Annotated in this window: 22 protein-coding genes; 11 read left to right on the top strand and 11 right to left on the bottom strand. The window is 66.0% G+C overall.

Annotated features, from left to right (window positions below):
* Positions 1-348: 348 nt before the first annotated feature.
* On the bottom strand, positions 349-1,776 hold the full coding sequence (locus IFJ75_RS19335; protein ID WP_207870488.1) for a protein adenylyltransferase SelO family protein: 1,428 nt from the start codon (positions 1,774-1,776) through the stop codon (positions 349-351).
* Between the two features lie 181 nt (positions 1,777-1,957).
* Between IFJ75_RS19335 and IFJ75_RS19340 the strand changes: the two genes are divergently transcribed.
* From IFJ75_RS19340 to IFJ75_RS19360, 5 genes are all read left to right on the top strand, one after another.
* Complete coding sequence (locus tag IFJ75_RS19340) at positions 1,958-2,557, top strand: DUF2975 domain-containing protein (RefSeq protein WP_207870489.1); 600 nt, start codon at positions 1,958-1,960, stop codon at positions 2,555-2,557.
* Positions 2,557-2,805 carry a helix-turn-helix domain-containing protein gene (locus tag IFJ75_RS19345; RefSeq protein WP_207870490.1) on the top strand — a complete coding sequence of 83 codons (249 nt, stop codon included), beginning with the start codon at positions 2,557-2,559 and terminating at the stop codon, positions 2,803-2,805. Before IFJ75_RS19340 ends, IFJ75_RS19345 begins: the two co-directional genes overlap by 1 nt.
* A gap of 25 nt (positions 2,806-2,830) precedes the next feature.
* Positions 2,831-3,676: an alpha/beta fold hydrolase gene (locus IFJ75_RS19350; protein WP_207870491.1), complete on the top strand. Its 846-nt coding sequence runs from the start codon at positions 2,831-2,833 to the stop codon at positions 3,674-3,676.
* 192 nt (positions 3,677-3,868) lie between these two features.
* Complete coding sequence (gene nhaA, locus IFJ75_RS19355; protein WP_207870492.1) at positions 3,869-5,080, top strand: Na+/H+ antiporter NhaA; 1,212 nt, start codon at positions 3,869-3,871, stop codon at positions 5,078-5,080.
* Between the two features lie 250 nt (positions 5,081-5,330).
* Entirely contained in the window at positions 5,331-7,943 is a 2,613-nt protein-coding gene (locus IFJ75_RS19360) for a TonB-dependent receptor (RefSeq protein WP_207870493.1), read from the top strand.
* A gap of 369 nt (positions 7,944-8,312) precedes the next feature.
* Here IFJ75_RS19360 and IFJ75_RS19365 read toward each other — a convergent pair whose 3' ends face one another.
* Positions 8,313-11,564 carry an efflux RND transporter permease subunit gene (locus IFJ75_RS19365; protein ID WP_207870494.1) on the bottom strand — a complete coding sequence of 1,084 codons (3,252 nt, stop codon included), beginning with the start codon at positions 11,562-11,564 and terminating at the stop codon, positions 8,313-8,315.
* A gap of 12 nt (positions 11,565-11,576) precedes the next feature.
* Positions 11,577-12,725, bottom strand: a complete 1,149-nt coding sequence (locus IFJ75_RS19370; protein ID WP_225896912.1) for an efflux RND transporter periplasmic adaptor subunit — start codon at positions 12,723-12,725, stop codon at positions 11,577-11,579.
* Between the two features lie 231 nt (positions 12,726-12,956).
* On the opposite strand from IFJ75_RS19370, the gene lepA reads away from it, so the two are divergent.
* Complete coding sequence (lepA, locus tag IFJ75_RS19375; RefSeq protein WP_207870495.1) at positions 12,957-14,765, top strand: translation elongation factor 4; 1,809 nt, start codon at positions 12,957-12,959, stop codon at positions 14,763-14,765.
* Between the two features lie 5 nt (positions 14,766-14,770).
* Here the strand turns inward: lepA and IFJ75_RS19380 are convergent, their stop codons facing one another.
* The gene (locus IFJ75_RS19380; RefSeq protein WP_207870496.1) at positions 14,771-15,568 is read right to left on the bottom strand and encodes a hypothetical protein; all 798 of its coding nucleotides are present in this window, start codon (positions 15,566-15,568) and stop codon (positions 14,771-14,773) included.
* On the bottom strand, positions 15,561-16,886 hold the full coding sequence (locus IFJ75_RS19385) for a DNA cytosine methyltransferase (protein WP_207870497.1): 1,326 nt from the start codon (positions 16,884-16,886) through the stop codon (positions 15,561-15,563). The genes IFJ75_RS19380 and IFJ75_RS19385 overlap by 8 nt, the downstream gene beginning before the upstream one ends.
* Before the next feature lie 192 nt (positions 16,887-17,078).
* Between IFJ75_RS19385 and IFJ75_RS19390 the strand changes: the two genes are divergently transcribed.
* A complete protein-coding gene (locus IFJ75_RS19390) occupies positions 17,079-17,453 on the top strand; it encodes a very short patch repair endonuclease (protein WP_225897128.1) in 375 nt (124 codons plus the stop codon).
* Between the two features lie 362 nt (positions 17,454-17,815).
* The gene (locus tag IFJ75_RS19395) at positions 17,816-18,523 is read left to right on the top strand and encodes a hypothetical protein (protein ID WP_207870499.1); all 708 of its coding nucleotides are present in this window, start codon (positions 17,816-17,818) and stop codon (positions 18,521-18,523) included.
* A 155-nt stretch (positions 18,524-18,678) separates the two neighbouring features.
* Here IFJ75_RS19395 and IFJ75_RS19400 read toward each other — a convergent pair whose 3' ends face one another.
* The 3 genes from IFJ75_RS19400 to IFJ75_RS19410 form a co-directional block, all read right to left on the bottom strand.
* Entirely contained in the window at positions 18,679-19,890 is a 1,212-nt protein-coding gene (locus IFJ75_RS19400) for an LL-diaminopimelate aminotransferase (RefSeq protein ID WP_207870500.1), read from the bottom strand.
* Positions 19,891-19,982: 92 nt separating this feature from the next.
* Positions 19,983-20,294 carry a GNAT family N-acetyltransferase gene (locus tag IFJ75_RS19405; RefSeq protein ID WP_207870501.1) on the bottom strand — a complete coding sequence of 104 codons (312 nt, stop codon included), beginning with the start codon at positions 20,292-20,294 and terminating at the stop codon, positions 19,983-19,985.
* 58 nt (positions 20,295-20,352) lie between these two features.
* On the bottom strand, positions 20,353-21,183 hold the full coding sequence (locus IFJ75_RS19410) for an alpha/beta fold hydrolase (protein WP_207870502.1): 831 nt from the start codon (positions 21,181-21,183) through the stop codon (positions 20,353-20,355).
* Between the two features lie 1,405 nt (positions 21,184-22,588).
* Here IFJ75_RS19410 and IFJ75_RS19415 point away from each other — a divergent pair.
* On the top strand, positions 22,589-23,131 hold the full coding sequence (locus IFJ75_RS19415; protein WP_225897129.1) for an OmpA family protein: 543 nt from the start codon (positions 22,589-22,591) through the stop codon (positions 23,129-23,131).
* Between the two features lie 67 nt (positions 23,132-23,198).
* Here the strand turns inward: IFJ75_RS19415 and arsC are convergent, their stop codons facing one another.
* The 3 genes from arsC to IFJ75_RS19430 all read right to left on the bottom strand — a co-directional run bounded on the left by arsC (position 23,199) and on the right by IFJ75_RS19430 (position 24,654).
* The gene (gene arsC, locus IFJ75_RS19420; RefSeq protein WP_207870503.1) at positions 23,199-23,612 is read right to left on the bottom strand and encodes an arsenate reductase (glutaredoxin); all 414 of its coding nucleotides are present in this window, start codon (positions 23,610-23,612) and stop codon (positions 23,199-23,201) included.
* A complete protein-coding gene (locus IFJ75_RS19425) occupies positions 23,609-24,220 on the bottom strand; it encodes an aquaporin (RefSeq protein WP_207932692.1) in 612 nt (203 codons plus the stop codon). Before IFJ75_RS19425 ends, arsC begins: the two co-directional genes overlap by 4 nt.
* Before the next feature lie 89 nt (positions 24,221-24,309).
* The gene (locus IFJ75_RS19430; RefSeq protein ID WP_207870504.1) at positions 24,310-24,654 is read right to left on the bottom strand and encodes an ArsR/SmtB family transcription factor; all 345 of its coding nucleotides are present in this window, start codon (positions 24,652-24,654) and stop codon (positions 24,310-24,312) included.
* A 77-nt stretch (positions 24,655-24,731) separates the two neighbouring features.
* On the opposite strand from IFJ75_RS19430, the gene IFJ75_RS19435 reads away from it, so the two are divergent.
* Both IFJ75_RS19435 and IFJ75_RS19440 read left to right on the top strand, forming a co-directional pair.
* Positions 24,732-25,514 carry an SseB family protein gene (locus IFJ75_RS19435; RefSeq protein ID WP_207870505.1) on the top strand — a complete coding sequence of 261 codons (783 nt, stop codon included), beginning with the start codon at positions 24,732-24,734 and terminating at the stop codon, positions 25,512-25,514.
* Positions 25,515-25,633: 119 nt separating this feature from the next.
* Positions 25,634-25,954, top strand: coding sequence for a hypothetical protein (locus IFJ75_RS19440; protein WP_207870506.1), 321 nt, complete (start codon positions 25,634-25,636; stop codon positions 25,952-25,954).
* The last annotated feature ends 34 nt before the right edge of the window (positions 25,955-25,988 follow it).

The following is a 25,988-nucleotide window of genomic DNA, read 5'->3' on the forward strand; positions in this document are numbered from 1 at the left end:
CCTGAGGGGGAGAAGAATGGGGGAGGAAACGGAGAGGAAGCGTACAGGGAGGCGTACTGGGTAATCTGCAACAGTTGCGATATCGGATCGCCGCCCCCGTTGCGCAAGGGGTATATGGCGCAGATACCGACAAATGTCATCAGCCGTAGACATCAGCTGATGACTTAGCCGATCAACGTGTGTTTCAGGCGACAGATGGAAGGCCGAAAATCGGTCTCGATCCCGTCGTACGCTTACTGAACAGGCGGCTTCATCGACCCTCTCCGGGGCCGAACCGTGACAGTATGCATAAGGATTCGTAATGTGGGCTTTATGCCGCCGTACGGATCGGCCCTCATACGGAAAGCGCTACGGTTCAGCGAAATCCCAGGCCTGCCGCGCCGTTTCCAGCCGAGCCAGTTTCGTCTCGAAGGCGGTCCAGTTGGCGCCCATGGCGATGTCGGCCCAAAGGGTCTCGACCTCGTCTATCAGCATCTCCTCCGGCTCCCGCGCGGCGAACATCGGATGCTCCAGCCGTTCGGGCCGGTCCGGCTCGTGCTCGAACAGGGCGAAGCGGAAGGCGTCGAAGGCCTCACCCTGATAGACGCCGGCGCGAGGACCCGCGAGCGCCCGGGCCGAGGAGCTGAAGCCGGCGAACCAGTCGAAGAAGAGCGGCTCCCAACGCAACGGACTGCCGGGCGTTTGACCGCCTTCGCGCAGCAACGCCAGGGTGGTGTCGGTCAGCCGCTGATCCGCCGCCTCGCCCAGCGACTTCACCCCCAGCCGCATCAGGAAGGCGGCGCGCAGGTGTCGGATATAGGCGGGGCCGAAGCCGTTCAGCACGTCGGTCAGCGGTCCGGCGTCGGCGACCAGTTTCAGACACCCGGCCAGCTGGGTCAGATTCCAGAACACCGCCTCGGGCTGGCGCGCGAAGGCATAGAGGCCGGTCTGGTCGAAATAGGCGGCGGTGAAGCCTGGCTGATACGAGGGCAGGAAGCGCCAGGGGCCGTAGTCGAAGCTCTCGCCCGTGACGTTCAGATTGTCGGTGTTGAGCACCCCGTGGACGAAGCCCGCCGCGATCCACCGCGCCGTCAGCCGGGCCGAGGCCTCGACGATGGCGGCCAGCAGGCCGGGCGCATCACCCTCGGCGACCTCGGAGTGGTAGAGGGCGCGGACATGCTCGACCAGCTGTTCGATCAGGTCGGCGCGCTGGAAATACGCCGCGCGCTGGAAGGTCCCGAAGCGGACATGGCTGTGCTGCAGCCGGACCAGAACCGCCGAGCGGGTAGGGGAGGGTTCGTCGCCGCGTTCGAGCGCCTCGCCGGTCTCGATCAGGCTCAGGGCCTTGGAGGTCGGGACGCCGAGGCTTTCCAGCATGGTCGCGGCCAGCACCTCGCGCACCCCGCCCTTCAGCGTCAGTCGCCCGTCGCCGGCGCGCGACCAGGGCGTCGTGCCCGAGCCCTTCGTTCCGAGGTCAAGTAACCGGTCGCGGTCGTCGCGCAGCTGTCCCGCCAGAAACCCGCGCCCGTCGCCGAGATCGGGATTGTAGGTGCGGAACTGATGCCCGTGATAGCGCATGGCCAGCGGCCCCGGCTGGCCGGTCAGGGGCTGGAACCGGCCGAAGGCCGCGATCCATTCTGCCTCCGTCAGCCCCTCCAGCCCGACCGAGGTCGCCGCCCGCTGATTGCGATAGCGCAGCCGGGTCTCGGGAAAGTCCGCCGCCCGAACCGGATCGCCGAACTCGGCGCCCAGATCGAAGAAGCGCGGGTCGGGGCGATAGGCGGAGGTCACGGGCATGGGGTGCAGATGGACGCTGGCGGGAACGGACGCAATGGCGAAGCGCCGTCGATATGTCTGGGCGGCGTTCGGCCGGGAAGAGCCTCAATTCTTCAGAAGTATGGGGAAGCACCCGGCGGCCCCTAACATATCGTTTGACAGAAAATAATTTCGATTCCATGTCTTGGCTAAGGAGGCCGTCATGACCGCTGTCATCACCCTGAAGCCGCGCGCCGAGCTGCTCGTCCCTGAGGAGACCGACGCCCAGCGCCGGGTCCGCCTCGGCAGCCGCGTTCTGGTCTGGCTGTTCACCGGCCTGCTGGGCCTGGCGGTCGTCCTCCTCGCGACCGCGCTGGCGACCATGGTCTTCTACAAGGGCGAACTGGTGAGGATCGGCCCCGACAACGCCTATATCGGCGGCGGTCCCGCCAATTCCACCGCCTTCGGGTCGCTGCCGCTGGTTCACCGTCTGGTCTATTGTCTGGTCGGGATCGTGCGCGCCACTCCGATCATCATGCTGTTCTGGAGTGTGAGGACGCTGTTTGGCCTCTACGCTCGCGGGAAGGTCTTCGAACCCGAAAACGGGCGCAGCTTCAGCCAGATCGGCGGGTGGTTGTGCGCCTATGCAGTGTCACCGCTGCTCTGCCATCTGTTCCTCAGCGCGACCGGTTATGAGATCGACAGGAACTGGGCCCATATGGCCAGTTTTCAGGCCTTTATCCTGGGCTTGCTGGTCTTCGTGATCGGTCAGGTCATGCGGGTGGGGCGTGAGATCGAGGAAGATCGAAAGGCCTTCGTCTGATGCCCATCGTGCTTCGTCTCGACGTCGTCCTGGCGCGCCGCAAGGTTCGCTCCAACGTCCTGGCCCGCGCCATCGGCATCACCGAAGCCAATCTGTCCCTGCTCAAGTCCGGCAAGGTCAAGGGCATGAAGTTCGAGACCCTCGCGGCCATCTGCATCTACCTGGACTGCCAGCCGGGCGACATCCTCGAATACCGCCCCGACGACGTCACCGAACATCCGCCCATCGCGTTCAAACGCGCCGGCTGACGGCGCACCAACCCGGAGACATCCCATGAGACTGCTTTCAGCGCCCGTCTGGGCGATCGCGGCCGGCTGCCTGTTGTTCACGGCCTCCGGCGCGGTCGCGGAAACCCGCTTCGCGCCGGTCGAGGGCAGTCAGGTTGCTTATGAAGCCTGCGGCGACGGGCCCAAGACGGTGGTCCTGATCCACGACGGCATCCTGGATTCGTCGGCATGGGACGGGGTGTGGCCGCGCCTGTGCGACGCTTTCACAGTCGTGCGCTACGATCGGCGCGGATATGGCGCATCTCCGGCCGCGACGGCGCCTTATGATCCCGTCGCCGATCTCGCCGCCGTCCTGCAGGCGGCGGGGGTGGCGAACGCCACACTCGTCGGCTCTTCGGCGGGCGGAGGCGTGGCCGTGGAATACGCCCTGGCGCATCCGGATGCGGTAAAGGGGCTGGTGCTGGTCGGTCCGGCCGTGAGCGGGTTCCGTCCGACGGATCACTTCATGCGGCGCACCGCGAACCTGGTAGGCCTGCTGTCACGGGGGCGGTTGGAGGAGGCGGCTCGCGACCCCTACATCCTCACCCCCTCGGCAGAGGCGGCGCGCGCCTTCGTGGTCGCCGATCTGGGCGCGCACCCCGGCAATTTCGGCGCGGGCCGGATGATGCGGAGCGGCGAGGGGGTGCTGGGGCGGCTGAAGGATCTTTCCGCCCCGACCCTGATCGTCACGGGCGAGATCGATATGCCCGACGTTCACGCCCACGCGGGGGCCCTGGAGGCGCTCATTCCCGGCGCTCGACGACTGGTCATGCCGGGTGGCGGACACTTCATCTACCTGGAGCGGCCGGACGCCTTCGTCTCCGTTCTGGAAGATTTTCTCGCCGCGCCGTGATCGGGTCCTGATCACGTAGCGGGTCGATTGGCGCCGCGCTCCGGGAACGTTAGGGTGTCCCCAGACATCAGGCCCGCCGCGCGGGTCAGGCCGGCGTCGCCCCCGCTTCGGTTTTCAGGGGCGGAAGCATCCGGTCCGGCGTCCGTCGATAACCTGGCGCCACGGAACAGACCCCTTTGACCGGAGGCCGCCGTGGCGCGCAGATTCACACTCGATTTCCTCAAGACCGAGACGGCTTCGGGCGCCGCCCTCGGGCTCGCCGCCGTCGCGGCCCTGGTCGTCGCCAACTCGCCCTGGGCGGACGGCTATTTCCACTGGCTGAAGAGCTATCACGTCCTCCAGATCGGTCCGCTGCGGATCGAGGAGACGGTCTCCAACTGGATCAAGGAAGGGCTGATGGCGGTCTTCTTCCTCGTGGTCGGGCTGGAGATCAAATACGAGATCCTGAAGGGAGAACTCAGCGATCCCAGGAAGCTGGCGACGCCGGTAGTGGCCGCGATCGGCGGCATGGTCGCTCCGGCCCTGGTCTATCTGGCCGTCGCCGGGGTTCTGGGCGGTCCGCATGCGGGCTGGCCCGTGCCGCTCGCCACCGACATCGCCTTCGCCCTCGCTGTCTTCGCCCTGGTCGGCAAGAACCTGCCGTCGTCGCTCAGGGTCTTCCTCCTGACCCTGGCCATCGTCGACGACCTCGGCGCCATCGCCCTGATCGCGGCTCTGTTCAGTTCGGGCGTGCAGCTGATCCCTCTGCTGGGCGTGCTGGTCGTCCTCGCGACCGGGGCCATCTGGTCGGGGGTCCGACGCATCCCGGCGCCCTATTGGGTCATGGGTTTCTTCGCGGTCTGGTGCCTGACCATCGAAGCCGGGATCAGCACCTCCCTGACCGCCGTGGCCTTCGCTCTGATCGTGCCGATCAAGCCGCGTCTGGAGGATCATCAGAGCCCGCTGAAGGAGGCGATGCACGACCTGCACCCTTACGTCTCCTGGCTGGTCCTGCCCCTGTTCGCCTTCGCCAAGGCGGGTGTCTCCTTCGCCGGCCTGTCGCTGGAACAGGCGGCGGCGCCTCTGGTGCTGGGGATCGCGCTCGGCCTGTTCCTCGGCAAGCAGATCGGGGTGTTCGGCGCGGCCTGGCTGGCAGCGAAGCTGAAGATCGGCGCCCGCCCCACCGACGCGACCTGGCTGCAGGTCTATGGCGTCAGCCTGCTGTGCGGGGTCGGCTTCACCATGAGCCTGTTCATCGGCGCCCTGGCCTTTCCCGGCGCGGTTGATTCTCCCGAGCAGGTGGAGGTCAAGCTCGGCGTGCTGGGGGGCTCCCTGCTCTCGGCCCTGGTCGGCGCCCTGGTGCTGTCGGCCGCCAACTTTACGTCACGCAAGGTTTTGGCCGAAATCGACGGGGATACTGCATAAGGCGATCTGAATATTGACCTAGCGTCATGGATATTTGTCGCTTTTGCGTCACACGACACTGGCTTGCGAGATGAAATTCGCCTGAAAGGCGGCGCGGCGAGGCCACAGCTGCTTGTTGCTTTACCCGGCTTGGACTAGGCCAAGGGTTCAAGACTCCATCGTCCCGTAAAGAGGGCGAGGATCGGGAACAGGAAACGCCGCGGCTGTCCCCAAAGCGGGCTGTCGCGCCATTTGAGCCGGGAGCCGCCCTATGCGTCTGACGCAAATTCTTCGCACCACCACGTCCGCCGCCGTCGTCGGTGCCGCCGTCTTCGGCTTCGCCGGGATCGCCTCCGCCCAGGATCAGGACGGTCCGGCCGCCTCGGTCGACGACATCATCGTCACCGCCCAGAAGCGTGAGCAAAGCCTGCAGGACGTGCCGATCGTGGTCACGTCGCTGAACCAGGAAGCCCTGAACAACGCCGGCGTGAAGGACATCAAGGATCTGCAGATCCTGACGCCCGGCATGACCGTGACCTCGACCACCTCGGAAGCCTCGACCACGGTCCGCATCCGCGGCGTCGGCACCGTCGGCGACAACCCCGGTCTGGAAAGCTCGGTCGGCGTCGTGATCGACGGCGTCTATCGCTCGCGCAACGGCGTCGGCTTCGGCGACCTCGGCGAACTGGAGCGCATCGAGGTCCTGAAGGGCCCGCAGGGCACCCTGTTCGGCAAGAACACCTCGGCCGGCGTGGTCAACATCATCACCGAGGCCCCCTCCTTCACGCCCGGCTACAACGCCGAACTGACCTGGGGCAATTTCAACGCCCTGGGCGCCTCGGGCTCGGTCACCGGCCCGATCAACGACCAGGTCGCCTTCCGCCTGTACGCCGCCAAGCGCACGCGTGACGGCTTCAACCCGGTCGACACCGGCGACGGTCCGCGCAGCCAGACCGACGACCAGAACCAGGACTTCTGGACCGCCCGCGGCCAGCTGCTGATCCTGCCCAACGACAACGCCTCGATCCGGATCATCGCCGACTACTCCAGCCGCGATGAATACTGCTGCACGGGCACCCAGGTCCGCACCGGCCAAACCTATCCGTTCGTCGACGCCCTCTCGACCGGCACCGGCCAGCGCCCGCCGAACGCCACCTTCTCGGGCCTGCCCTTCTCGCGCACCGGCTTCGCCAACCGCGGCACCGAGCAGGAAATCACCGACCGCGGCATTTCGGCGGAAGGCAATTTCGACCTGAACGCCTTCGGCGGCGCGACCCTGACCACCGTCACCTCGTGGCGTCAGTGGGACTCGGTCAACGGCCAGGACATCGACTACACCGGCGCCGACATCCTGTACCGCAACCCGGACGGCGACTATGGCTATCGGGTCGGCAACATCACCCAGGAAGTCCGTCTGGCCGGCCAGAACGACAGGCTGGACTGGCTGGTCGGCGCCTTCGCCACGCGTGAGCACATCGACCGCACCGACAGCTATATCTTTGGCGCCGACTACACGCCCTTCCTGTCCTTCCTGCTGTCGGCCAACCTGAACCGCGCGGTTCCGGCCTTCCCCGTCAGCACCAACGACATCGGCTGCTTCACCCGCGTCGGCCAGACGGCGCTCGGCCTGCAGCAGTGCCTGGGCACCGGCGGCGCCGTCTCGGGCGGCGGTATCGGCTATATCGTCGGCCAGGGCGTCCGCGACCAGTACAGCCAGGACTCGGACTCGCTGGCGCTGTTCACCAACGACACCTTCCACGTCACCGACAAGTTCGATATCACCGTCGGCCTGCGCTACACCTACGACTCCAAGTCGATGGATGCGCTGCAGACCAATCAGAACGGCAACTCCAACACCTGTAACGCGGCCCTGGCCAATGCGGGCGTCGTCATCGGCGTCCTGGGCGCCGCCGGTTCGTCGGTTCTCGGCACCATGTGCCTGCCCTGGGCCAACAGCGCCTTCCAGGACCGCGCCACCCACCAGGAAGAGAGCGACGGCGAGTTCAGCGGCACGGTCAAGGCCGCCTATCGCTTCAACCCCTCGCTGATGACCTATGTGTCCTATGCGCGCGGCTACAAGAGCTTCGGCTACAACCTCGACCGCGTTCAGAACGGCACGACGCCGCTGGCCTCGACCTTCTTCCCCTCGGAACTGGTCGACAACTACGAAGCCGGCTTCAAGGCGACCCTGTTCGACCGCAAGGTGCTGTTCAACGTCAGCTACTTCGACCAGAAGGTCACCGACTTCCAGCTGAACACCTTCCTCGGCACCGCCTTCGTGGTGGAATCGATCCCCGAGCTGAAGAGCCGCGGCTTCGACGCCGACTTCCTGTGGTTCACCCCGATCGAGGGCCTGAGCCTGTCCAGCGGCCTGACCTATACGGACGCCAAATACGGCAACTTCATCAACACGGACCTGGCCAACCCGGCCAACTTCCCGCAGCTGTCGCTGCTGCCGGGCCGCACCCCGTCGTTCGCGCCGGAATGGTCGGGCACCGCCTCGGCCAACTTCGAGCGCTCGATCGGTCACGGCCTGCGTCTGGGCGCCAGCCTGACGGCCAAATACACCAGCGAGTACAACACCGGCTCCGACCTTCTGCCCTACAAGCAGCAGGACGCCATGACGCTGGTCAACGGCCGCATCACCTTCGGTTCGGAAGACGATCGCTGGACCTTCGAACTGTGGGGTCAGAACCTGACCGACAAGGAATACATCCAGGTCGGTTACGCCGCTCCGCTGCAAGGCACCGCCTTCCAGTCGTCGGTCCAGACCACGGGCGCCTATGCGGGCACCTACTACAACCCGGCCCTCGATACGGCGACCTACGACGCCTACCTCGGCCAGCCCCGCACCTACGGGGTGACCTTCAAGGTCAAATACTGATCGTCCCGAAAAGAGGACGGAACTCAGAGGCCGGCCGGGGAAACCCGGCCGGCTTTTTTATTCCTCCCCGTTCGCCGCTGGGCGAATGGAGAGGTGGCGCGACGCGACTTCGCGTCGTGACGGAGGGGGCGACGCGATATTTCAGCTGAGGGCCGGCTGAGCCAGTCGCCCATGTCCACCGCTCATCCCGGCGAATGTCGGGATCCAGGTTCACATGGGGCGTCTGAAGGTTCGCTCTTCCGTCGTCCTTGCGCCGTGCACGATGTCTGGATCTGGATTCCGGCATTCGCCGGGATGAGCGGTGGGGGAGCTTGCCGCTGTCCCCTCCACCTCCCCATTCGCCCAGCGGCGAACAGGGAGGAGAGTTCATTACTCCGCCGGCGTTTCCGCCTCTTCCGCGGGATGGTGGTGGTGCTGACCGCCGAACCAGCGGTCCATGCGGCGCTCCAGCCGGGTCTTGACCCCGTCGATCAGGCTGAACACCACCGGCACGAACAGCAGGCTGAGCGCGGTCGAGGTGATCAGGCCGCCGATGACCGCGATGGCCATGGGCGAGCGGAAGGCCGTGCCCTCACCGACGGCGGCGGCGATGGGCAACATCCCCAGACCCATGGCGAAGGTGGTCATGATGATCGGCCGGGCCCGCTTGTGGGCGGCGTCGATCAGGGCCTCGCGCTTGGGCATGCCGCCGCGCATGGCCATGATGGCGTAATCGACCAGCAGGATCGAGTTCTTGGCCGCGATCCCGGTCAGCATGATGATGCCGATCAGGGCGGGCATGGACATCGACTTGCCGGTGATCAGCAGGGCGAAGAAGGCGCCGCCGAACGACACCGGCAGGGCCGCCAGGATGGTGATCGGGTGGAAGAAGCTGCCGAACAGCAGCACCAGCACGACGTACATCAAGAGGATGCCGGTGAAGATGGCGAAGGCGAAGCCCGCGCCCAGTTCGGCGTTGGACTCCGCGTCGCCCGTCAGTTGCTGACGCACGCCCTGGGGCAGTTCCTTCATCGCCGGCAGTTCATTGATCGCCTTGGTCGCGACGCTCAGGGTCGTGCCCGAGGTCTCGGCCGAGATATTGGCGACGCGCAGCCGGTCCAGACGGTCGATCTGGTTGGGACCGGCGCCGAAGCTTATGTCCGCGACGGCCGACAGGGGCACCACGGCGCCCGAGGCGGTCGGCACCTTCAGGTTTTCCAGCACGCCGAGCTGGGTGCGGGATTCCTCGGTCAGCATGACCCGGATCGGCACCTGGCGGTCGCCGAGGTTGAACTTGGGCAGCAGCTGATCGGCGTCGCCCAGGGTGGCGACGCGCGCCACCTGGCTGATGTCCTGGGTCGAGACGCCTTGCAGGGCGGCGACATCGGCCTTGGGCGTGATCAGGAGTTCGGGCCGAACGAGAGCCGAGGAGGAGACGACGTTGGACAGACCCTCAACGCCGCGCATCTCGCGCTCCAGACGCGCCGCGGCGGGTTCCAGCGCCGCCGGATTGTCGCTGACCAGGGCGACCTGCATGATGCCCGCGCCGTTGCCCGAGGCGCCGAACTGGACCCGGGCGCCCGGCGTCTGACGCAGGGTCGGGCCGAAGTCCTTCTCGAACTGCTGCTGGCTCATCTTGCGCTTGCCGCGCGGCACCAGATTGACGGTCAGATTGGCCTTGCGGACCTCGCCCGCGCCGGAGCCGCCGCCGGGACCGAAGCTGACGGTCGCCGAACCGATCGAGGAATAGACGGATTCCACCTCGGGCCGTTTCATCAGCTCGGTGTTGATCCGCTGCACGGCGGCGTCGGTCTCGTCCAGCGTCGTGCCGGGCGGCAGCTGAATGGTCAGGCTGGAGCGGGACTGGTCCTCGACCGGGATGAACTCGCCGGGAAGGCTCATGGCCAATCCGATCGAGAAGATGAAGAACAGCAGTCCCATGCCCATCACCCACAGGCGGTGATCGCAGAAGCGGGCGCGGACGCGCCTCAGGAAGGGCGGCTTGCGCGCGGGTCGGGTCAGGTCGAAATCGGGGCTCGTCGACTGTGCCGCAACGCTCGGCGCGGCGCCTGCGGGAACCGCCTTGCCGCGATCGCCCAGCGCCCATTCCAGCGCCCGCAGATAGGGCGGCATCCAGAACGGATCCTTGTGCTCCTTGCCCTGGTCGCGCTTGAGCAGATAGGCGCCCATCAGCGGGGTCAGGGTCCGGGCGACCAGCAGTGAGAACAGGACGCTCACACAGGCCGCGATGGCGAAGCTGACGAAGAACTGGCCGACGATGCCGGGCATAAAGCCGGTCGGGGCGAACACCGCCACCAGGGTCGCGGTGGTGGCCATGACGGCCAGGCCGATCTCGTCGGCGGCCTCGATGGCGGCCGGATAGGGCGGTTTGCCGTCGCGGATGTGGCGGACGATGTTCTCGATCTCGACGATGGCGTCATCGACCAGAATGCCCACGGTCAGCGACAGGGCCAGCAGGGACACGACGTTCAGCGACTGGCCCGCCATGTCCATGATCCAGAAGGTCGGGATCAGCGACAGGGGCATGGCGATGGCGGCGATCAGGGTCGCGCGCCAGTCGCGCAGGAAGACGAAGACCACCGCGATGGCCAGAAGCGCGCCCAGCAGCAGGGCCTCGACCGAGGCGTGGAAATTGTTGATCACGTCATCGGTGGTGTTGGCCACCTGTTCGATCGTGACGTCGCCCCGCTCGCCATCGAGGGCTTCGATCTCCTTCATCGTGCGTTGATAGACGTCGACCTCGGACGAGCCGATGGCGCGGGCGATGCCGAACCCGACGACCTCCTTGCCGTTGAAGCGGGCGCGGCCACGCTGTTCGGACCATTCATCGGTGATCTCGCCCAGGTCGCCGAGGCGCACCGAACGGCTGCCGACCGGGATCAGGGTCTCGCGCAGCTGTTCGACCGTCTTGGCCGAACCGACGGTGCGGATGGCCTGTTCGGCGCCGCCCAGTTCGCCCCGCCCGCCGGGCAGGTTGATGTTCTGGGCGCGCAACTGATTGGACACGGCCGCGGCGGTGACGCCGGCGGCCTCCAGACGATCGGGATCCAGCTTGATGCGGATCTCGCGGCTGACGCCGCCGTCGCGGCTGATCTGGCTAACGCCCTTCACCGACAGCAGGCGTTTGGCCACGGTGTTGTCGACGAACCAGCTGAGCTCCTCGGGGCTCATGCCCGGGGCGCGCACGACGTAGTTGGCAAAGGGAATGGCGCTGAACTCGATGCGCTGGACGATAGGCTCCAGCACGTCGGCGGGCAGGTTTTGGCGCACCCCGGCGACGGCGTTGCGCACGTCGTTGGTGGCCTTCTCGAGGTTCACGCCCAGCTGGAACTCGATCGAGGTCGTGGAGACGCCCTCATTGACGACCGACTGGATGTGCTTGACCTGGCCGAGGCCCGCGACCGAGTCCTCGACCAGACGGGTGACCTGGGTCTCCATCTCGGTCGGGGCCGCGCCCGACTGGATCACCGTCACCGCCACGACCGGCAGGTCGATATCGGGGAAGTTGTTGGTCCTGAGCTTGAAGTAGCTGGTCAGCCCCGCCACCGTCAGGACGATGAACATGAGCACGATGGGGATCGGGTTCTTGATCGCCCAGGAAGAGATGTTCTGGAAGCCCATGGCCGGGGGTCCTTAGCGGGCGGTCGGGGCGGCGGGAGCAGGGGCGGGCGCCGTGCTGACCGTCACATGGTCGCCGTCGCCGAGGAAGCCGGCGCCCTGGACCACGACCCGCGCTCCGGGCTGGAGCCCCGAGGCGATGACCACCGTCTGGCCCGAGCGTTCGCCGGTGATGACCGGGGTGAAGCGCACCGTGTTGTTGGCCGCGATCAGATAGACGCCGGGCTTGCCTTCGCGGAACACCACGGCCGAGGCTGGGATGGTCAGGGCCGGGGCGTCGCCGACGTCGATCTCGGCGCGGGCGAACATGCCCGGACGCAGGCCGCTGCCCGGGCTCAGGGTGACGCGGGCGATGCCGAGGCGGGTCTGGGCGTCGACCTGGGGCGTGACGATGCGCACGCTGCCGTTGACCGGGCCATTGGCCTGTTCGGAGGTCACCACCGCGCCCTGGCCGGCGCGGACCAGCGGCAGTTCGGTCTCGGGCACCTGGGCGTCCAGCTCCAGACGGCCGTCGCGGACCATGCGGAAAAGCTCGGTTCCGGCCGAGATGATCTGGCCCTTGGTGACGCTGCGGCTGATGATCAGGCCCGAGACGGGCGCTCGGATGGTGGCCTGGTTGACGCGGGTCTGGGTCTCCGACAGGGCCGCCCGGGCCGAGGCCAGATTGGCCGCCGAGGCGCGCTGGTTGGCCAGGGCGGTGTCGAGCGAAGCCTGGCTGAGGAAGCCCTTTTCCTTCAGCTGCTGCGCGCGCGACAGGGCGGCGTCATCGCGGGCCACGTTGGCCTCGGCCGTCTGGACCGCGGCCTGCTGCTGACGCAACTGGGCGCGCAGCAGGACGTCGTTCATCTGCACCAGGGGCTGGCCCTGACGGACGTAGGAGCCTTCGTCGACATAGAGGCCGACCGCCGTCAGCCCGCCGGTCTCGGCGCCGACCGGCACCTCTTCCCAGGCCGAGACGCTGCCCGAGGCCGAGACCTTGCGGCGCAGGCTGGTCTGGGTCGCGGTCGCCGCCGTCACCGTCTGGCCGGCCGCCGCCTGTTCCTGCTGCGCCTTCTTGGCCGCATCTTCCTTGCCCCCGCCGCAGGCCGCCAACAGGGCCAGGGTTGAAATCAGGGCGGCCCCCGCAAAGGCGCTGCGGGTCCGGGTCATGGTCGTGAGGGCCATGGTTCAGTCGTCCTGTCGATAAGCGCCCGCCCGGGGGAAGCGAGGCGAGAACGTCGGCGTGACGTTCCGGGTTCACCCGCCATACCGCGTTCGCGGGCCGTTCTCAAACAACAGCTTCGCCATTAACGGATTGTAATCCGTGCCGGAACCGGTTTCAGATCAGGGCGCCCGAGCCCGCCGTGCAGCCGGAGATTGGCGTTCCGACGCCCTCCATGCTAACCGCGCCGCACAATGACGACACCCCCCATCGACCGCATCCGCAACTTCAGTGTGGTAGCCCACATTGACCACGGCAAATCCACGCTGTCCGACCGACTGATCCAATTCACCGGCGGCCTGACCGCACGCGAAATGTCGGCTCAGGTTTTGGATTCGATGGAGATCGAGAAGGAGCGGGGGATCACGATCAAGGCGCAGACGGTGCGCCTGAATTACAAGGCCCAGGACGGGCTCGATTACGTCCTGAACCTGATGGACACGCCCGGCCACGTCGACTTCGCCTACGAGGTGTCGCGGTCGCTGGCGGCGTGCGAGGGCTCGCTGCTGGTTGTGGATGCGTCGCAGGGCGTTGAGGCGCAAACTCTCGCGAATGTTTATCAAGCCATTGATAACAATCACGAAATTGTCCCGGTCCTGAACAAGATCGACCTGCCGGCGGCCGAGCCGGACCGCGTTCGGCAACAGATCGAGGACGTCATCGGCATCGACGCCTCCGAAGCCGTCATGGCCTCGGCCAAGTCCGGCATCGGCATCGAGGAGGTGCTGGAGGCCATCGTCACCCGTCTGCCGGCGCCGAAAGGCGAGCTCGACGCCCCGCTCAAGGCCATGCTGGTCGACGCCTGGTACGACCCCTACCTCGGCGTCGTCCTGCTGGTCCGTGTCTTCGACGGCGTGCTCAAGGCCGGCCAGCGCATCAAGATGATGCAGTCCGGCTCGACCCATCTGGTCGATCGCGTCGGCGTCTTCCTGCCCAAGAATACCCCGGTCGACCAGCTCGGCCCGGGTGAGGTCGGCTTCATCACCGCCCAGATCAAGGAAGTGGCCCACGCCGCCGTCGGCGACACCATCACCGACGAGAAGAAGCCCACCGCCGAACCGCTCAAGGGCTTCAAGGAAGTCCAGTCGGTGGTCTTCTGCGGCCTCTTCCCGGTCGACGCCGCCGACTTCGAGGACCTGCGCGCCGCCATCGGCAAGCTGCGCCTGAACGACGCCTCCTTCACCTATGAGATGGAATCCAGCGCGGCCCTCGGCTTCGGCTTCCGCTGCGGCTTCCTCGGCCTGCTGCACCTGGAGATCATCCAGGAGCGCCTGTCCCGCGAGTTCAACCTCGACCTGATCGCGACCGCTCCCTCGGTGGTCTACAAGATCCAGCTGCGCGACGGGACCGAGATCGACCTGCACAATCCGGCCGACCTGCCCGACGTGATGCAGATCGAGTCGATCGCCGAGCCGTGGATCAAGGCCACCATCCTGACCCCCGACGAATACCTCGGCAGCGTCATCAAGCTGTGTCAGGATCGCCGCGGTTCACAGGTCGAACTGTCCTACGTCGGCTCGCGCGCCCTCGTCGTCTATGAGCTGCCGCTCAACGAAGTGGTCTTCGACTTCTACGACCGGCTGAAATCCATCTCCAAGGGCTATGCCTCGTTCGACTACGAGATCACCGACTACAAGGTCGGCGACCTGGTGAAGATGAGCATTCTGGTCAACGCCGAGCCCGTCGACGCCCTGTCGATGCTGGTCCACCGCGCCCGCGCCGAGACCCGGGGCCGCGGCATGGTCGAGAAGATGAAGGAGCTGATCCCGCCCCATATGTTCGTCATCCCGATCCAGGCGGCCATCGGCGGCAAGATCATCGCCCGCGAAACCGTCCGCGCCCTGCGCAAGGACGTGACGAGCAAGTGCTACGGCGGCGACGCGACGCGGAAGAAGAAGCTGCTCGAGAAGCAGAAGGCCGGCAAGAAGCGGATGCGCCAGTTCGGCAAGGTCGAGATCCCGCAGGAGGCGTTTATCGCCGCCCTGAAGATGGATGAGGATTGAGGGGGCTAGTCCGAATAGGCGCGAATAGCCCGGGCATCTAAATGATTGGCCGGAACAAGCTTGTAATGGCGTTCGTCGACTACGCGGATTTCATCATCCTGTAGCGTCAATTCAAATAGCGCCACGACGCCGCCTTCCATAAACTGGGCGGAAATCGCTCGGCAGCGCAGCCCGGGAAATTTTTCTTCCACAAACCTTATGTCCTGAGTGGTTTGCACCACGCCTATTTGATCTTTTCCACCCTTTGCTTGAACCGGGATCACATAGTGGCATCCCCGCTTGTCTATCCCGACGTAAAGCTCATCGATCTCTATTTGCCCAATCCCCTTCACGGTCGTGCGAAGATGGTTCTGGAGGCTGTAGGTGGTCAGGCCCAGGAAAGTATCGATCAATCGATTGTATCGAACGATCGCGAGCAGCGCTTGTTCGTCGTCTAACGAATAAGCCCTTATGAGTTCAGGCGTCGCGTCGGGAATGGAAATAAGCACTAGGTCCGCGCGGGGCAGCACGCGTTGAGCCTTGACCAGCCGGAAGCGATATCCTGCCCGTCCGGCTCCTTCGATGATCCAGTTCAAGCCTTCTGGCTGAGTGGCTGTGATGGATTCCGGATAGTCTATTCGATAGCGAAGCGCATAAATGACATCGCCTTGGTTCTTCGGGAGTTTAATTTCGAGATCGTTGGCAACAGATTCGATTTCAGCGCGAGCAAACTCGAACTGGTTCATTCCGGCTTCGAAATGGTCGAAAAATATCTTCTCTATCAATATCTTGTAGCGGTTTTCGCGAGGAGGTACCTTAGCCATTTGTCGCCTGTAAAGTCACGCGCGCATACTCAATTTCGATCTGCTTACGCTTCTTCGCTCCGCTCTTCTGGTCTCGCCGTTGCGGTTTGAAGGCGTTGCCGAAGCGATGTGCGGCATCTTTCATGCTGATTGTGAGGAGTGAGGGGTCGCCCAGCTTGATCGACCGAGTCGGTCTAACGGCTTCAATCCCGATGGCTGCGATCACCTCGCTCGCGACCGCGCGGGCCAAGGGTGGCGGTACTGCATTTCCCACCTGCCTGGCCCCGTGCCACTTTGTGGCGTGAAGCCTAAACCAGTCGGGAAACCCATGTAGTCGGGCCATTTCCCGAACCGTGATACATCTACTGTATTTGTAGTGAATCGGGCGAGGGCTTGTGAAAGCGCCACGAGCAGCGTCAGTACCTGCTCGCAGAGTATTGGACACTCCGTTCGGATTTAGCCGGAAGAACCTCGATATTGGCTCGACATCTCCAGGGGTTGTTTCCGAGAACCGTCGCCGCGATATCGCAGTATGTTCGGTGCGTGCGCTTGACGTGAGGACGTGGGGCTTCCAGCAACGAACATAGCCGGAATGCCAGGCCTCACCGGCGCGGCATCGCATTTCCGATGCATACTCGCTGGGCGTTCCCCAAGAACTCGTGGCCACGCTGTCGCTGTCGATCAAACGCTCGAAGCGCTCGGCGTCGGGTAGGTCGGCCAAGGCGTCTTTGCAGTTGGGTCCCTCCGGTAACGATCCTTTCGATCCTGCAGATTTGGTTTTTGCATCTGGATAGCGAGGCAGCGCCAGGCCTTGCTTTGAGCCCATCAGGATCAGTCTCTCTCGGCTTTGTGGGACGCCGTACGAGGCGGCGTTCAAGACCTTCCAGCGCTTCTCGACTGCGTAGCCAGCCGCTTCGAACTCCGCGATGAGTTCGTCAAGAAAGGAGCGATGTTTGCCGACAGTTATGCCCTTGACGTTTTCAAACACGAAATAAGATGCATCAAGTTCGCGAACGATGCGGACGAAGTCGCGAACTAAGCCGTTTCTGGGGTCGTCGAGCGCTCGCTTTCCAATCATCGAGAAGCCCTGGCAGGGGGCTCCGCCAAAGACGACGTCTACCTTCCGGTCGCCGATACCTGCGATGTTTCGAATTTCTTGCCCGGTCAACTCGGTAACGGAGCGCGCAATGACGGTGGTCTCAGGGAAATTGAAAGCGTGAGCGGCGGCATGAATCGGATCGATTTCCACCGCTGCCGCGACGTCGAAGCCAGCCTGCTCGAAGCCCAAGCTCATGCCGCCAACGCCGGAAAAAAGATCGATTCCAATCGGACGATTCATGGCGGCCTCTCCCTAGGACCCGAGAACGCTACTGCGCTTCCGGCGTTCTGTCGATCGCCTTTTGTTCACGTTTGGCGATTTCCGCAAGAGGTGCTGCAAAAGGGCCGCTTCGCTCCCTATCTGCTATCCATGGAGCAGGCCAAGACCAGCGGAACGAACGAAACGTGCGTCGATCCCAAGCGTAGCGATATCATGCGGAAGGTTCGTGGGAAGAACACAACGCCAGAGATCAAGGTGCGCTCGGCTCTCCACCGAGCGGGATATCGTTTTCGACTTCATCGCAAAGATCTGCCGGGAAGTCCCGATATTGTCCTCCCATCTCGGAAGGCCGTCGTATTCGTTCATGGATGCTTCTGGCATCGGCATCCAGGCTGTCGAGCCGCCAGTTCACCCTCTACCCGTGCCGACTTTTGGAACGCGAAGTTCACGCGCAACGTCGCTCGTGACCGAGAGAATATCCAAAACCTCGAGAGCTTGGGCTGGCGTGTCCATGTCGTTTGGGAATGTGAAACCAACGGTCGTGGACCGAACTTTTGGGAACGGTTGCTTGCGTTCTTAGGGCGGTAACCGTGGTTCGGCCCCGACGTCGCACCCCTATGTCTAATGTCTTCCCCCTGACCGCCCACTGAGCGGATAGGGGCGTCCGAATGTTTCGGGTTGGCGCCCGGGTTCGTGGCGGGGCGGGGGTTTGCGGAGCGTTGGGGGGGATGTTCCGGCCTGATCTGCGGGGCGCCTTATCCTTGCGGCATGACCTTTTCAGCGTCCAATCCGCCGCCGAAATGGAAGCGCGCGTCCGATGAGACGGTCGAGGCTTTGACCGCGCCGTCGGATCGGAAGGCCCACTATCGGCTGTCGAACGACACGTGGGAGATTATCCTCGACGCCTACAAGAAGGGGGCACCTGCCCGGAGCTCGCGGAGCAGTGGCGGGTGTCGGAGCACGCCATCCGCAAGCGGATTACCCAGCACGAGGCGACCAAGCGGGACTGGGGCGACGCCGAGGCGATCCGGCAGGCGGAGGAACGGTTGGAAGAGCAGCGGGCGAGAGCGGTGGCGAAGGCCGAGGCCGAGGCAGAGGCCGCTGAAGCGGCCTCGCCCGGGGCGCGGGCGGCGGTGTTGTTCAGCGCTGACGTCGAACCGGATGAGCCGGTAGGGCCGGCCGAGCTGGCCCATCAGGCGACGGTGGCCTCGGGGCGGGCGATGCGGAGCGGGCTCTGGAACGAGGCCAAGGCTCTGGCCGGGCTGGTGGAGAGCTATACCCGGCTGGCGGAGCGCAAGAAGGAGAGCGAGCTGACGCCGGAGACTGCGCCTCTGGGGCTGATTGTGGATCTGGTCTTCGGCTCGGAAGGGCGCTGGCTGTCGCGCATGTCGATGATCGGCGCGCGGGACAATGATCCGGATACGGCGATCAAGGAGCGGTTCTGGGACCGGAAGGAGAGGCGGGACAAACGGGAGGAGGCGGAGCGGCAAACGCGTTGGACGAAGGCGATGGGGGAATTCACCCGAGGGGCGCTGATGGGGCGCCGAGGCGCGGAGACCTACTGGAGGGGCGTGGCGGAGGCGCAGGGCGTGGTGTTGCCGGAGGCGCCAAAGGTGGATGGGGAGGAAGAGGTGGAGATGGATACGGAGCTGGGTTGAAGAGCCCCTCCACCACGGCGCGAAGGGCAACGCGGTCCCCCTCCCCACTGCGTGGGGAGGAGACGATGGTGGGGTGTTGGCCCCCTCCTGACCGCTGCGCGGTCTGTCCTCCCCATCGCCCTGCGGCGATGGGGAGGTGATCGGCGCCGCGTGGCTTAGCCGGCTTCATCCCCGAACGGGCCGTTGACGCCGCGGGCCTTGAGGAAGGCCTTGATGTTGCGGGCGGCCTGACGGATGCGCTGTTCGTTCTCGACCAGGGCGATGCGGACATAGCCCTCGCCGTTCTCGCCGTAGCCGACGCCGGCGGCGACGGCGACCTTGGCGTGGGTCAGGAGCTGCTTGGAGAACTCCAGACTGCCGAGGTGGGCCAGAGCCGGGGGCAGGGGGGCCCAGGCGAACATGGAGGCGGCGGGTTTGGGGATGTCCCAGCCGGCGGCGGTGAAGCTCTTGCACAGGACGTCGCGGCGCTTGTGGTAGAGGGCGCGGTTCTTCTCGACGATGTCCTGCGGCCCGTTGAGGGCGGCGACGGCGGCGGCCTGAATCGGGGTGAAGGCGCCGTAGTCGAGGTAGGACTTCACCCGCGCCATGGCCGCGATCAGCCGCTTGTTGCCGACCGCGAAGCCCATGCGCCAGCCGGCCATGGAATAGGTCTTGGACAGGGAGGTGAACTCGATGGCCACGTCCTTGGCGCCCGGCACCTGAAGGATCGAGACGGTCGGCTTGCCGTCGTAATAGAGCTCGGAATAGGCGAGGTCGGAGATGATCCAGAGGTCGTTGGCCTTCGCAAAGGCGACGACGCGCTCATAGAAGGCCAGATCCACCGTCTCGGCCGTGGGGTTGGACGGATAGTTCATTACCAGCACCTTGGGGCGCGGCACGGTGTAGGCCATGGCCCGCTCGAGCGCCTCGAAATACTTATCGTCGGGCGTGGTCGGGACGCTGCGGATGGCGGCGCCGGCGATGATGAAGCCGAAGGTGTGGATGGGGTACGAGGGGTTGGGGGCCAGGACCACGTCGCCGGGCTCGGTGATGGCGGTGGCGAGGCTGGCCAGACCCTCCTTGGAGCCCATGGTGACGATGACCTCGGTCTCGGGGTCGAGGTCGACGCCGAAGCGGCGGGCGTAATAGTTGGCCTGGGCGCGGCGCAGGCCGGGGATGCCGCGCGACTGGGAATAGCCGTGGGCGTCGGGGTTGCGGGCGACCTCGATCAGCTTGTCGATGACGTGGGCGGGCGGGGGCAGGTCCGGATTGCCCATGCCGAGGTCGATGACGTCCTCGCCGGCGGTGCGGGCGGCGTGGCGCATATTGTTGACTTCGGCGATCACATAGGGCGGCAGGCGCCGCATGCGGTAGAATTCTTCGGACATCGTCGGCTCACAGGGAAGGCTTGCCGCCGAGGTGCAGCGAAGGGGCGGAAGACGCAAGAGGCTTGCGCCTTCTGTCCCGAGAAAGATGCAGTCTAGAGGCCGAGCGCTGTGCGGTAGTGGGGGTGGACGATGTCGGCCCATTCGCGGTGCTTCTGAATATAGCCGGCGAAGAAGGGGCAGGTGGGCAGGACGACGAGGCCGCGATCGCGGATGTCGGTCAGGACGTGGCGGGCCATGCGGCTGGCGATGCCGCGGCCCTCGAGCGGGACGGGGACCAAGGTCTCGGAGATCAGCAGGCCGCCGGCGACCTCATTGTACTGGACCACGGCGGTCTGGCCGTCGACGACCAGCTCGTAGCGGTGGGTCTCGCGGTTGTCGGTGATTTCGGGGTCGAGGTCGGACATCAGGGGACTTTCAGAGGGTAAGGACGCCCGCCTCCGTGAGGAAGCGGGCGCGGGGGCTTCAGGACTGGATGAAGGCCAGCAGGTCGGGGTTGATGACCTCGGCGTGGGTGGTCAGCATGCCGTGCGGGAAGCCAGGGTAGATCTTCAGCTGGCTGCCCTTCACCAGGGCGGCCGAGAGCGGGGCCGAGTCCGCGATCGGCACGACCTGGTCGTCATCGCCGTGCAGGACGAGGGTCGGGACGGTGATGGCCTTGAGGTCCTCGGTGAAGTCGGTTTCCGAGAAGGCCTTGATGCCTTCGTAGTGGGCCTTGACCGAGCCCATCATGCCCTGACGCCACCAGTTCTGGATGACGCCTTCCTGCGGGGTCACGCCTTCGCGGTTGAAGCCGTAGAAGGGGCCGGCGGCGACGTCGCGGAAGAACTGGGCGCGGTTGGCGGCGGTGCCGGCGCGGAAGCTGTCGAAGACCTCGATGGGCAGGCCGCCGGGGTTGGCCTCGGTCTTGAGCATCAGGGGCGGGACGGCGCTGACGAGGACGGCCTTGGCGACGCGGCCGGCGCCGTGCTTGACGACGTAGCGAACGACCTCGCCGCCGCCGGTAGAGTGACCGATGTGGACCGCGTTCCTGAGGTCGAGGGCCTCATAGACGGCCGCGGCGTCGGCGGCATAGGTGTCCATGTCGTGACCCTCGGAGGCCTGACCCGAGCGGCCGTGGCCGCGGCGATCGTGGGCGACGACCCGATAGCCCTTCGCCAGGAAGAACATCATCTGGGCGTCCCAGTCGTCGGCGCTGAGGGGCCAGCCGTGATGGAAGACGATGGGCTGGGCGTCCTTGGGTCCCCAGTCCTTGTAGAAGATGGGCGTACCGTCGGCGGCGTTCACGAAGGGCATGGGTCTGATCCTGATTTCAGAGGTTGGGGAACGGGAAGCGGGGCACTCACCGGCGGGGTCTGGCGTCGCCGCCGCGACCGGTGTGAGGCCAAGCTACCCGAACCCGGAGGATGCGAAATAGAAACGGTCGAAACACATTGTTTCTGAAAGGCGCAGTTTCGGAAACGACCGTTTCGGAATGCGCGACCGTCATCGAACGACGATCTTCGCCGTCAGAGGCCCAGAAGGTCGGACCAGCGCCAGCGGCCGGCGCCGAGGGCGAGGCGGGGTCGCCGGGGGCGTCGCCGAGACGGATCAGGACGAGGCCGTTGACGACCTGGGCGCGGCAGGCGGCGGGGGCGAAGGCGACCTCGACGGCGATGGCCTGACGCAGACCGGCCAGACCTTTTCCCTCCTGACCGGGGTTCCTCAGCCAGTCGCCGTTCCAGACGAGGAGGGCGCCCCCTTCCTGAAGACTGGCCGGCGGAGAGGGCGGAATGGGCGCCGGCGGCGACGGCGCGGATATTGGCGTCGCGGCGGAGCACGGTCTGGAGCCGTTCGACCATGTCGCAGCGACCGCCGCCGGTTCCGCTGCCCGAGCCGACGCCGTTTCCCGAACCCGCGCCGAGGCCGTCGCCGGGACCCGTCCCCTGGCCCGAGCCGGCGGTCAGGGCGCCGGCCAGCTGGGCCTCGCCGACAATGGAGATTTGGCCTTCGGTCGAGGCGGGGGCGGCGGCCGCGACGACGGTCGGGACCGTCGGCGGCGGCGTACGGGCCGGACGATGCCGGACGGGGGCGACGACCGGCTTCGGCGCCGGCAGGGGGACGGCGGGCTCGGGCGCCTTTGGAGGCGTCGGCTTTTCGGCCTTCTCGGCGCGCGCCGCCGCCGGGTTCGGCGCCGGGCGTCGGGGCGGGCGGGGCGAGCGGCGGAGGCTCCGGCCGCGTCAGGGTGACGACGACGGGCGGGTCCTCCGCGAGCGGCGGCGCATGGGTCGCGAAAGGCAGGAGGAGGACGACCAGAAGCAGGTGGAAGCCGACGCTGGCCGCCACGGCGATCACGCGGCGTCGACGGCCGCCGGGGCGTGTGCGAGGGGCGTCCCCGGGCGGGGCGACATCCTGTCGAGATGGAGGCGGCGTCGTCACGCGAAAAAAAGATCATTTCCCCGCGTCAGGAACGTGGCGGCGCCTTTGAGCGTTTCGCTCCGCGAAAGGTCCCAAACGCCTGATTTTGTTATGGTCAAGCTGACGTAATCCGGCCCTTTCCCGGTCATTCTGAGGCCGATTCCGACCTCCCACCTGACCGGGCGCATTCACGCGGACGTCGCGCCCCGCCGGAATAAGGAGACTGATCTTGATCAGATCGACATTCATGGGCGCCGCGCCCGTCACCAGCTTCAAGGGGCGTATCACCCCCCGCGCGGTGGCCATGGCCGGTGTCGTGATGATGGTGGGGCTGACCGCGAGCGGCTGCGCCTCCCATCGCTTCGTACGGGACAATATCGCCGTGGTCGACGCCCGCGTCGACGCCACCGACCAGCATCTGGCCCAGGTCGAGGGCACTGCGGGTCAGGCGCTTCAACGCGCCAATGACGCGCACAAGCTGGCCGAGGGCAAGTTCCTCTATCAGGTCGTGCTGTCGGACGACTCAGTGAAATTCCCGACCGACGCCCACTCGCTCTCGCCGGAAGCCGAGCAGCGTCTGGCCGAACTGGCCACGCGGCTCAAGTCCGAGAACCGCAACGTCTACCTCGAAATCCAGGGCTTCACGGACTCGACCGGCAGCCCGGAATACAACGAGGAACTCGGCGCCCAGCGGGCCGAGGCGGTGCGCCGGTCGCTGAGCCGTCAGGGCATCGCCCTGAACCGGATGTCGACCATCTCCTACGGCGCCGACACCCCGGTCGCGCCGAACACGACCCGCGAAGGCCGCGCCCAGAACCGGCGGGTGGCCATCGTCGTCCTTACGTAATAGACGGCGGCGGTCCCCACGGCGCGTGTATGGCGTCGCGTAGAAAGGACCGCCGCCCGTTTTGGCGTCAAAACCGGACGATCTTGCCGTCTTCCTTCACGAAGACGTCCGGCCGCTGCTCCAGCAGGTCAAATACCACCTCGGACGGGCGGCACAGTTTGACGCCCTTCGGCGTCTGAACGATCGGGCGGTTGACGAGGATGGGGTGCGCGAGCATCGCGTCGAGAATCTGCTCGTCCGTGACATCGCCAGCGAGCAGGCCGAGTTCGGCTGCCGGCGTTCCCTTTTCCCGCATCAGATCTTTCAGACCGAGGCCCGCACGCGTCGCGAGGCCGAGGAGCTGGTCGCGAGTCCAGCCAGTTTGTAGATAATCGACGACCGTCGGCTCATATCCGGCGGCGCGCACCATGGTGACGACGTTGCGCGAGGTTCCGCACGCCGGATTATGGAAGATGACGACGGGAAAGTTAGCGTCGCTCATGAGATTTTCCGTGCATCGAGAAGCCAGCGGATCATCCCTAGGGCAATAAGGGCGCCGGAGGTCTGGGCCAGAATGAAGGCGGGCACGCCGCCCGGCGCGATGCCGGCGAAGGTGTCGGTCAACGACCGCGCGAGGGTGACGGCGGGATTGGCGAAGGCCGTCGAGGCCGTGAACCAGTAGGCGGCGGTGATGTAGACGCCGACAGCGACCGGGGTCGTCTCGGGGCGGAAGCGCGTGGTCCCGAGGATGGTCGCCAGCAGGCCGAAGGTCGCGACGGCCTCGGCGAAGAGTTGGTCGCCGCCTGTGCGGACGTGGGCCGAGACCTGCCAGACGGACAGTCCGAACATCAGATGGGTCGCCCAGACGCCGACGACGGCGCCGAGGATCTGGGCGGGAACATAGGTCAGGGCCGCACGCCCGGGCAGGTCCCTGCGCAGGACTGCGACCAGGGTGACGACCGGGTTGAAGTGCGCGCCCGAGACGGGTCCGAAAATCCAGATGAGGACCACCAGGCCGCAGCCGGTGGCCAGGCTGTTGGCCAAGAGGGCGACGGCGTCGTTCCCGTCGGACAGGCGCTGACCCATGATTCCCGAGCCGACCACGACCATCAGCAGCAGGGCCGAGCCGAGGGCCTCTGCCGCCAGCCTGCGAGGCAGGTCGAAGTCGAGCGGCGTCGGTAGGGCGAGCGTTCGGGTGGTCACGCCGCCGTTCCGCAGCAGGTGCGGGCCATTTCGGCGAGAGGCGTGCAGACTTCCGGATGACCGTTGCAGCAGTCCTCCACCAGCCAGCCCAGCAGCGACTGCATCCGGTCGAAACGGGCGGCGTAGAGGATAGACCGACCCTCGCGACGGGACATCGTCAGTCCCGCCTGCGACAGGATACTGAGATTGGCAGAGAGGGTGTTGGGCAGGACTTCCAGTGTCCGCGCGATCTCGCCCGCCGCCATCCCCTCCGGTCCGGCCCGGACCAGCAGCCGAAAGACGGCGAGCCGCCCCGGATGGCCGAGGGCGGACAGCATTTCGGCGGCGGATATCGATTCCATATTTCCAGTAATATAGAAATAATGTGCGATACAAGCCTTCGATTGACGGCGCCGTCTCGCGCGGCGAAGGATCGGGCATGACCGATTTTCTGACCGCCGTCTCGCCCGCCCCCACAGACGCGCCCCTGAACGGGCTGGAGCAGGTGATCGACGCCGCCATGGCCGATCCCCAGCACTGGCGCGCCTTCGAGGAGCTGCTGGCGACCGTTGACCTGTTCCTGGCGCCGGACGGGGCGACCCTCGCCGCGATCGCGCCCGGCGCGACCGGCATGCGCACCCTGCGGCCCGACGAGGGGATGGACGTCAAGGGCGTGACCCTTGACGACGGCCGTGTGGCCGCCGGCGTCTTCACCGATCCGCGCCGGCTGCAGTCGATCTGGGGCGAGGACACCACATTCATCGCCATGAACGGTCGTCAGGTGCTGCACCTGTTCCGCGAGGGGCCGATCATCCTGAACCCCGGCTCGACCCGGGCGATGGTGTTCCAGAAGGACGACATCGCCGACCTGCTGGCCGCCGCAAACCGCCATGCCGAGACCTTGAAGGCCGGCGGCGGACGGCCCAGCGGCAAGGTCCATCTGAGCGCGCCCGAGCCCGTTCCGACGGTGCTGGTCGAGCGTCTGGCCGCGGCCTTCGGACCGGTCGGCGGCACGGGGATCACCGCCGCCTGGCTGGCCCGCGCCCACTGGAGCGAGGCCGACCGCCGGGGCTGGTATCTGGACGTCCGCACCGCCCGCCCGTCCGACGAAATCCGCGCCATGGTCCAGCGCGCCGTCTCCGGCGTGAACTTCGGCACGGACACTCTGGATGTGGCCGTCGGTCCCGCGAAGGAAGACGGCGTCGGAGTACGGGTGATCTGAGACGCTGCCGGAAGCGGGCCTTGGAGGGGGCGGCTATGGGGGGCGGTTGCTTCCCAGCTGGCTAATGTGTCTGCTGGGTCAGGCCAACTTGCCGGCTGTACCCGTCCAAGGAACGGCGCATGTCGAAGGTCGATTTTCGAAACAATCGTGCATACACCGCAACGCACGTTGCGACGGGTCGCAGGGGCGACTTACGTCTGCACGATCGTGTCGCATCCCGTGGTCGAGGAATGAGACAAACGGCGGCAGCGACCTTCGAAGCGTTCTTCACGTTCGATGCCCCGTTCATCTGTCCGCTCTCTGAAGTGCCGGAGAACGGTGGCTACTTCCTGGAAGAAGACGGAATGGCGGAAGTGACCCAGCTCGTCGGGCGGTTCGCTAGCTGCGACGAACGCGAAGCCTGGCTGGATGCACAGTTCGGAAGCGGTAGCAGACGTTAAGCCACCCGTCCGCAACAGGTCGGTCGCCGTCGCC

The organism is Brevundimonas goettingensis, assembly GCF_017487405.1.
GTDB lineage: Bacteria > Pseudomonadota > Alphaproteobacteria > Caulobacterales > Caulobacteraceae > Brevundimonas > Brevundimonas goettingensis.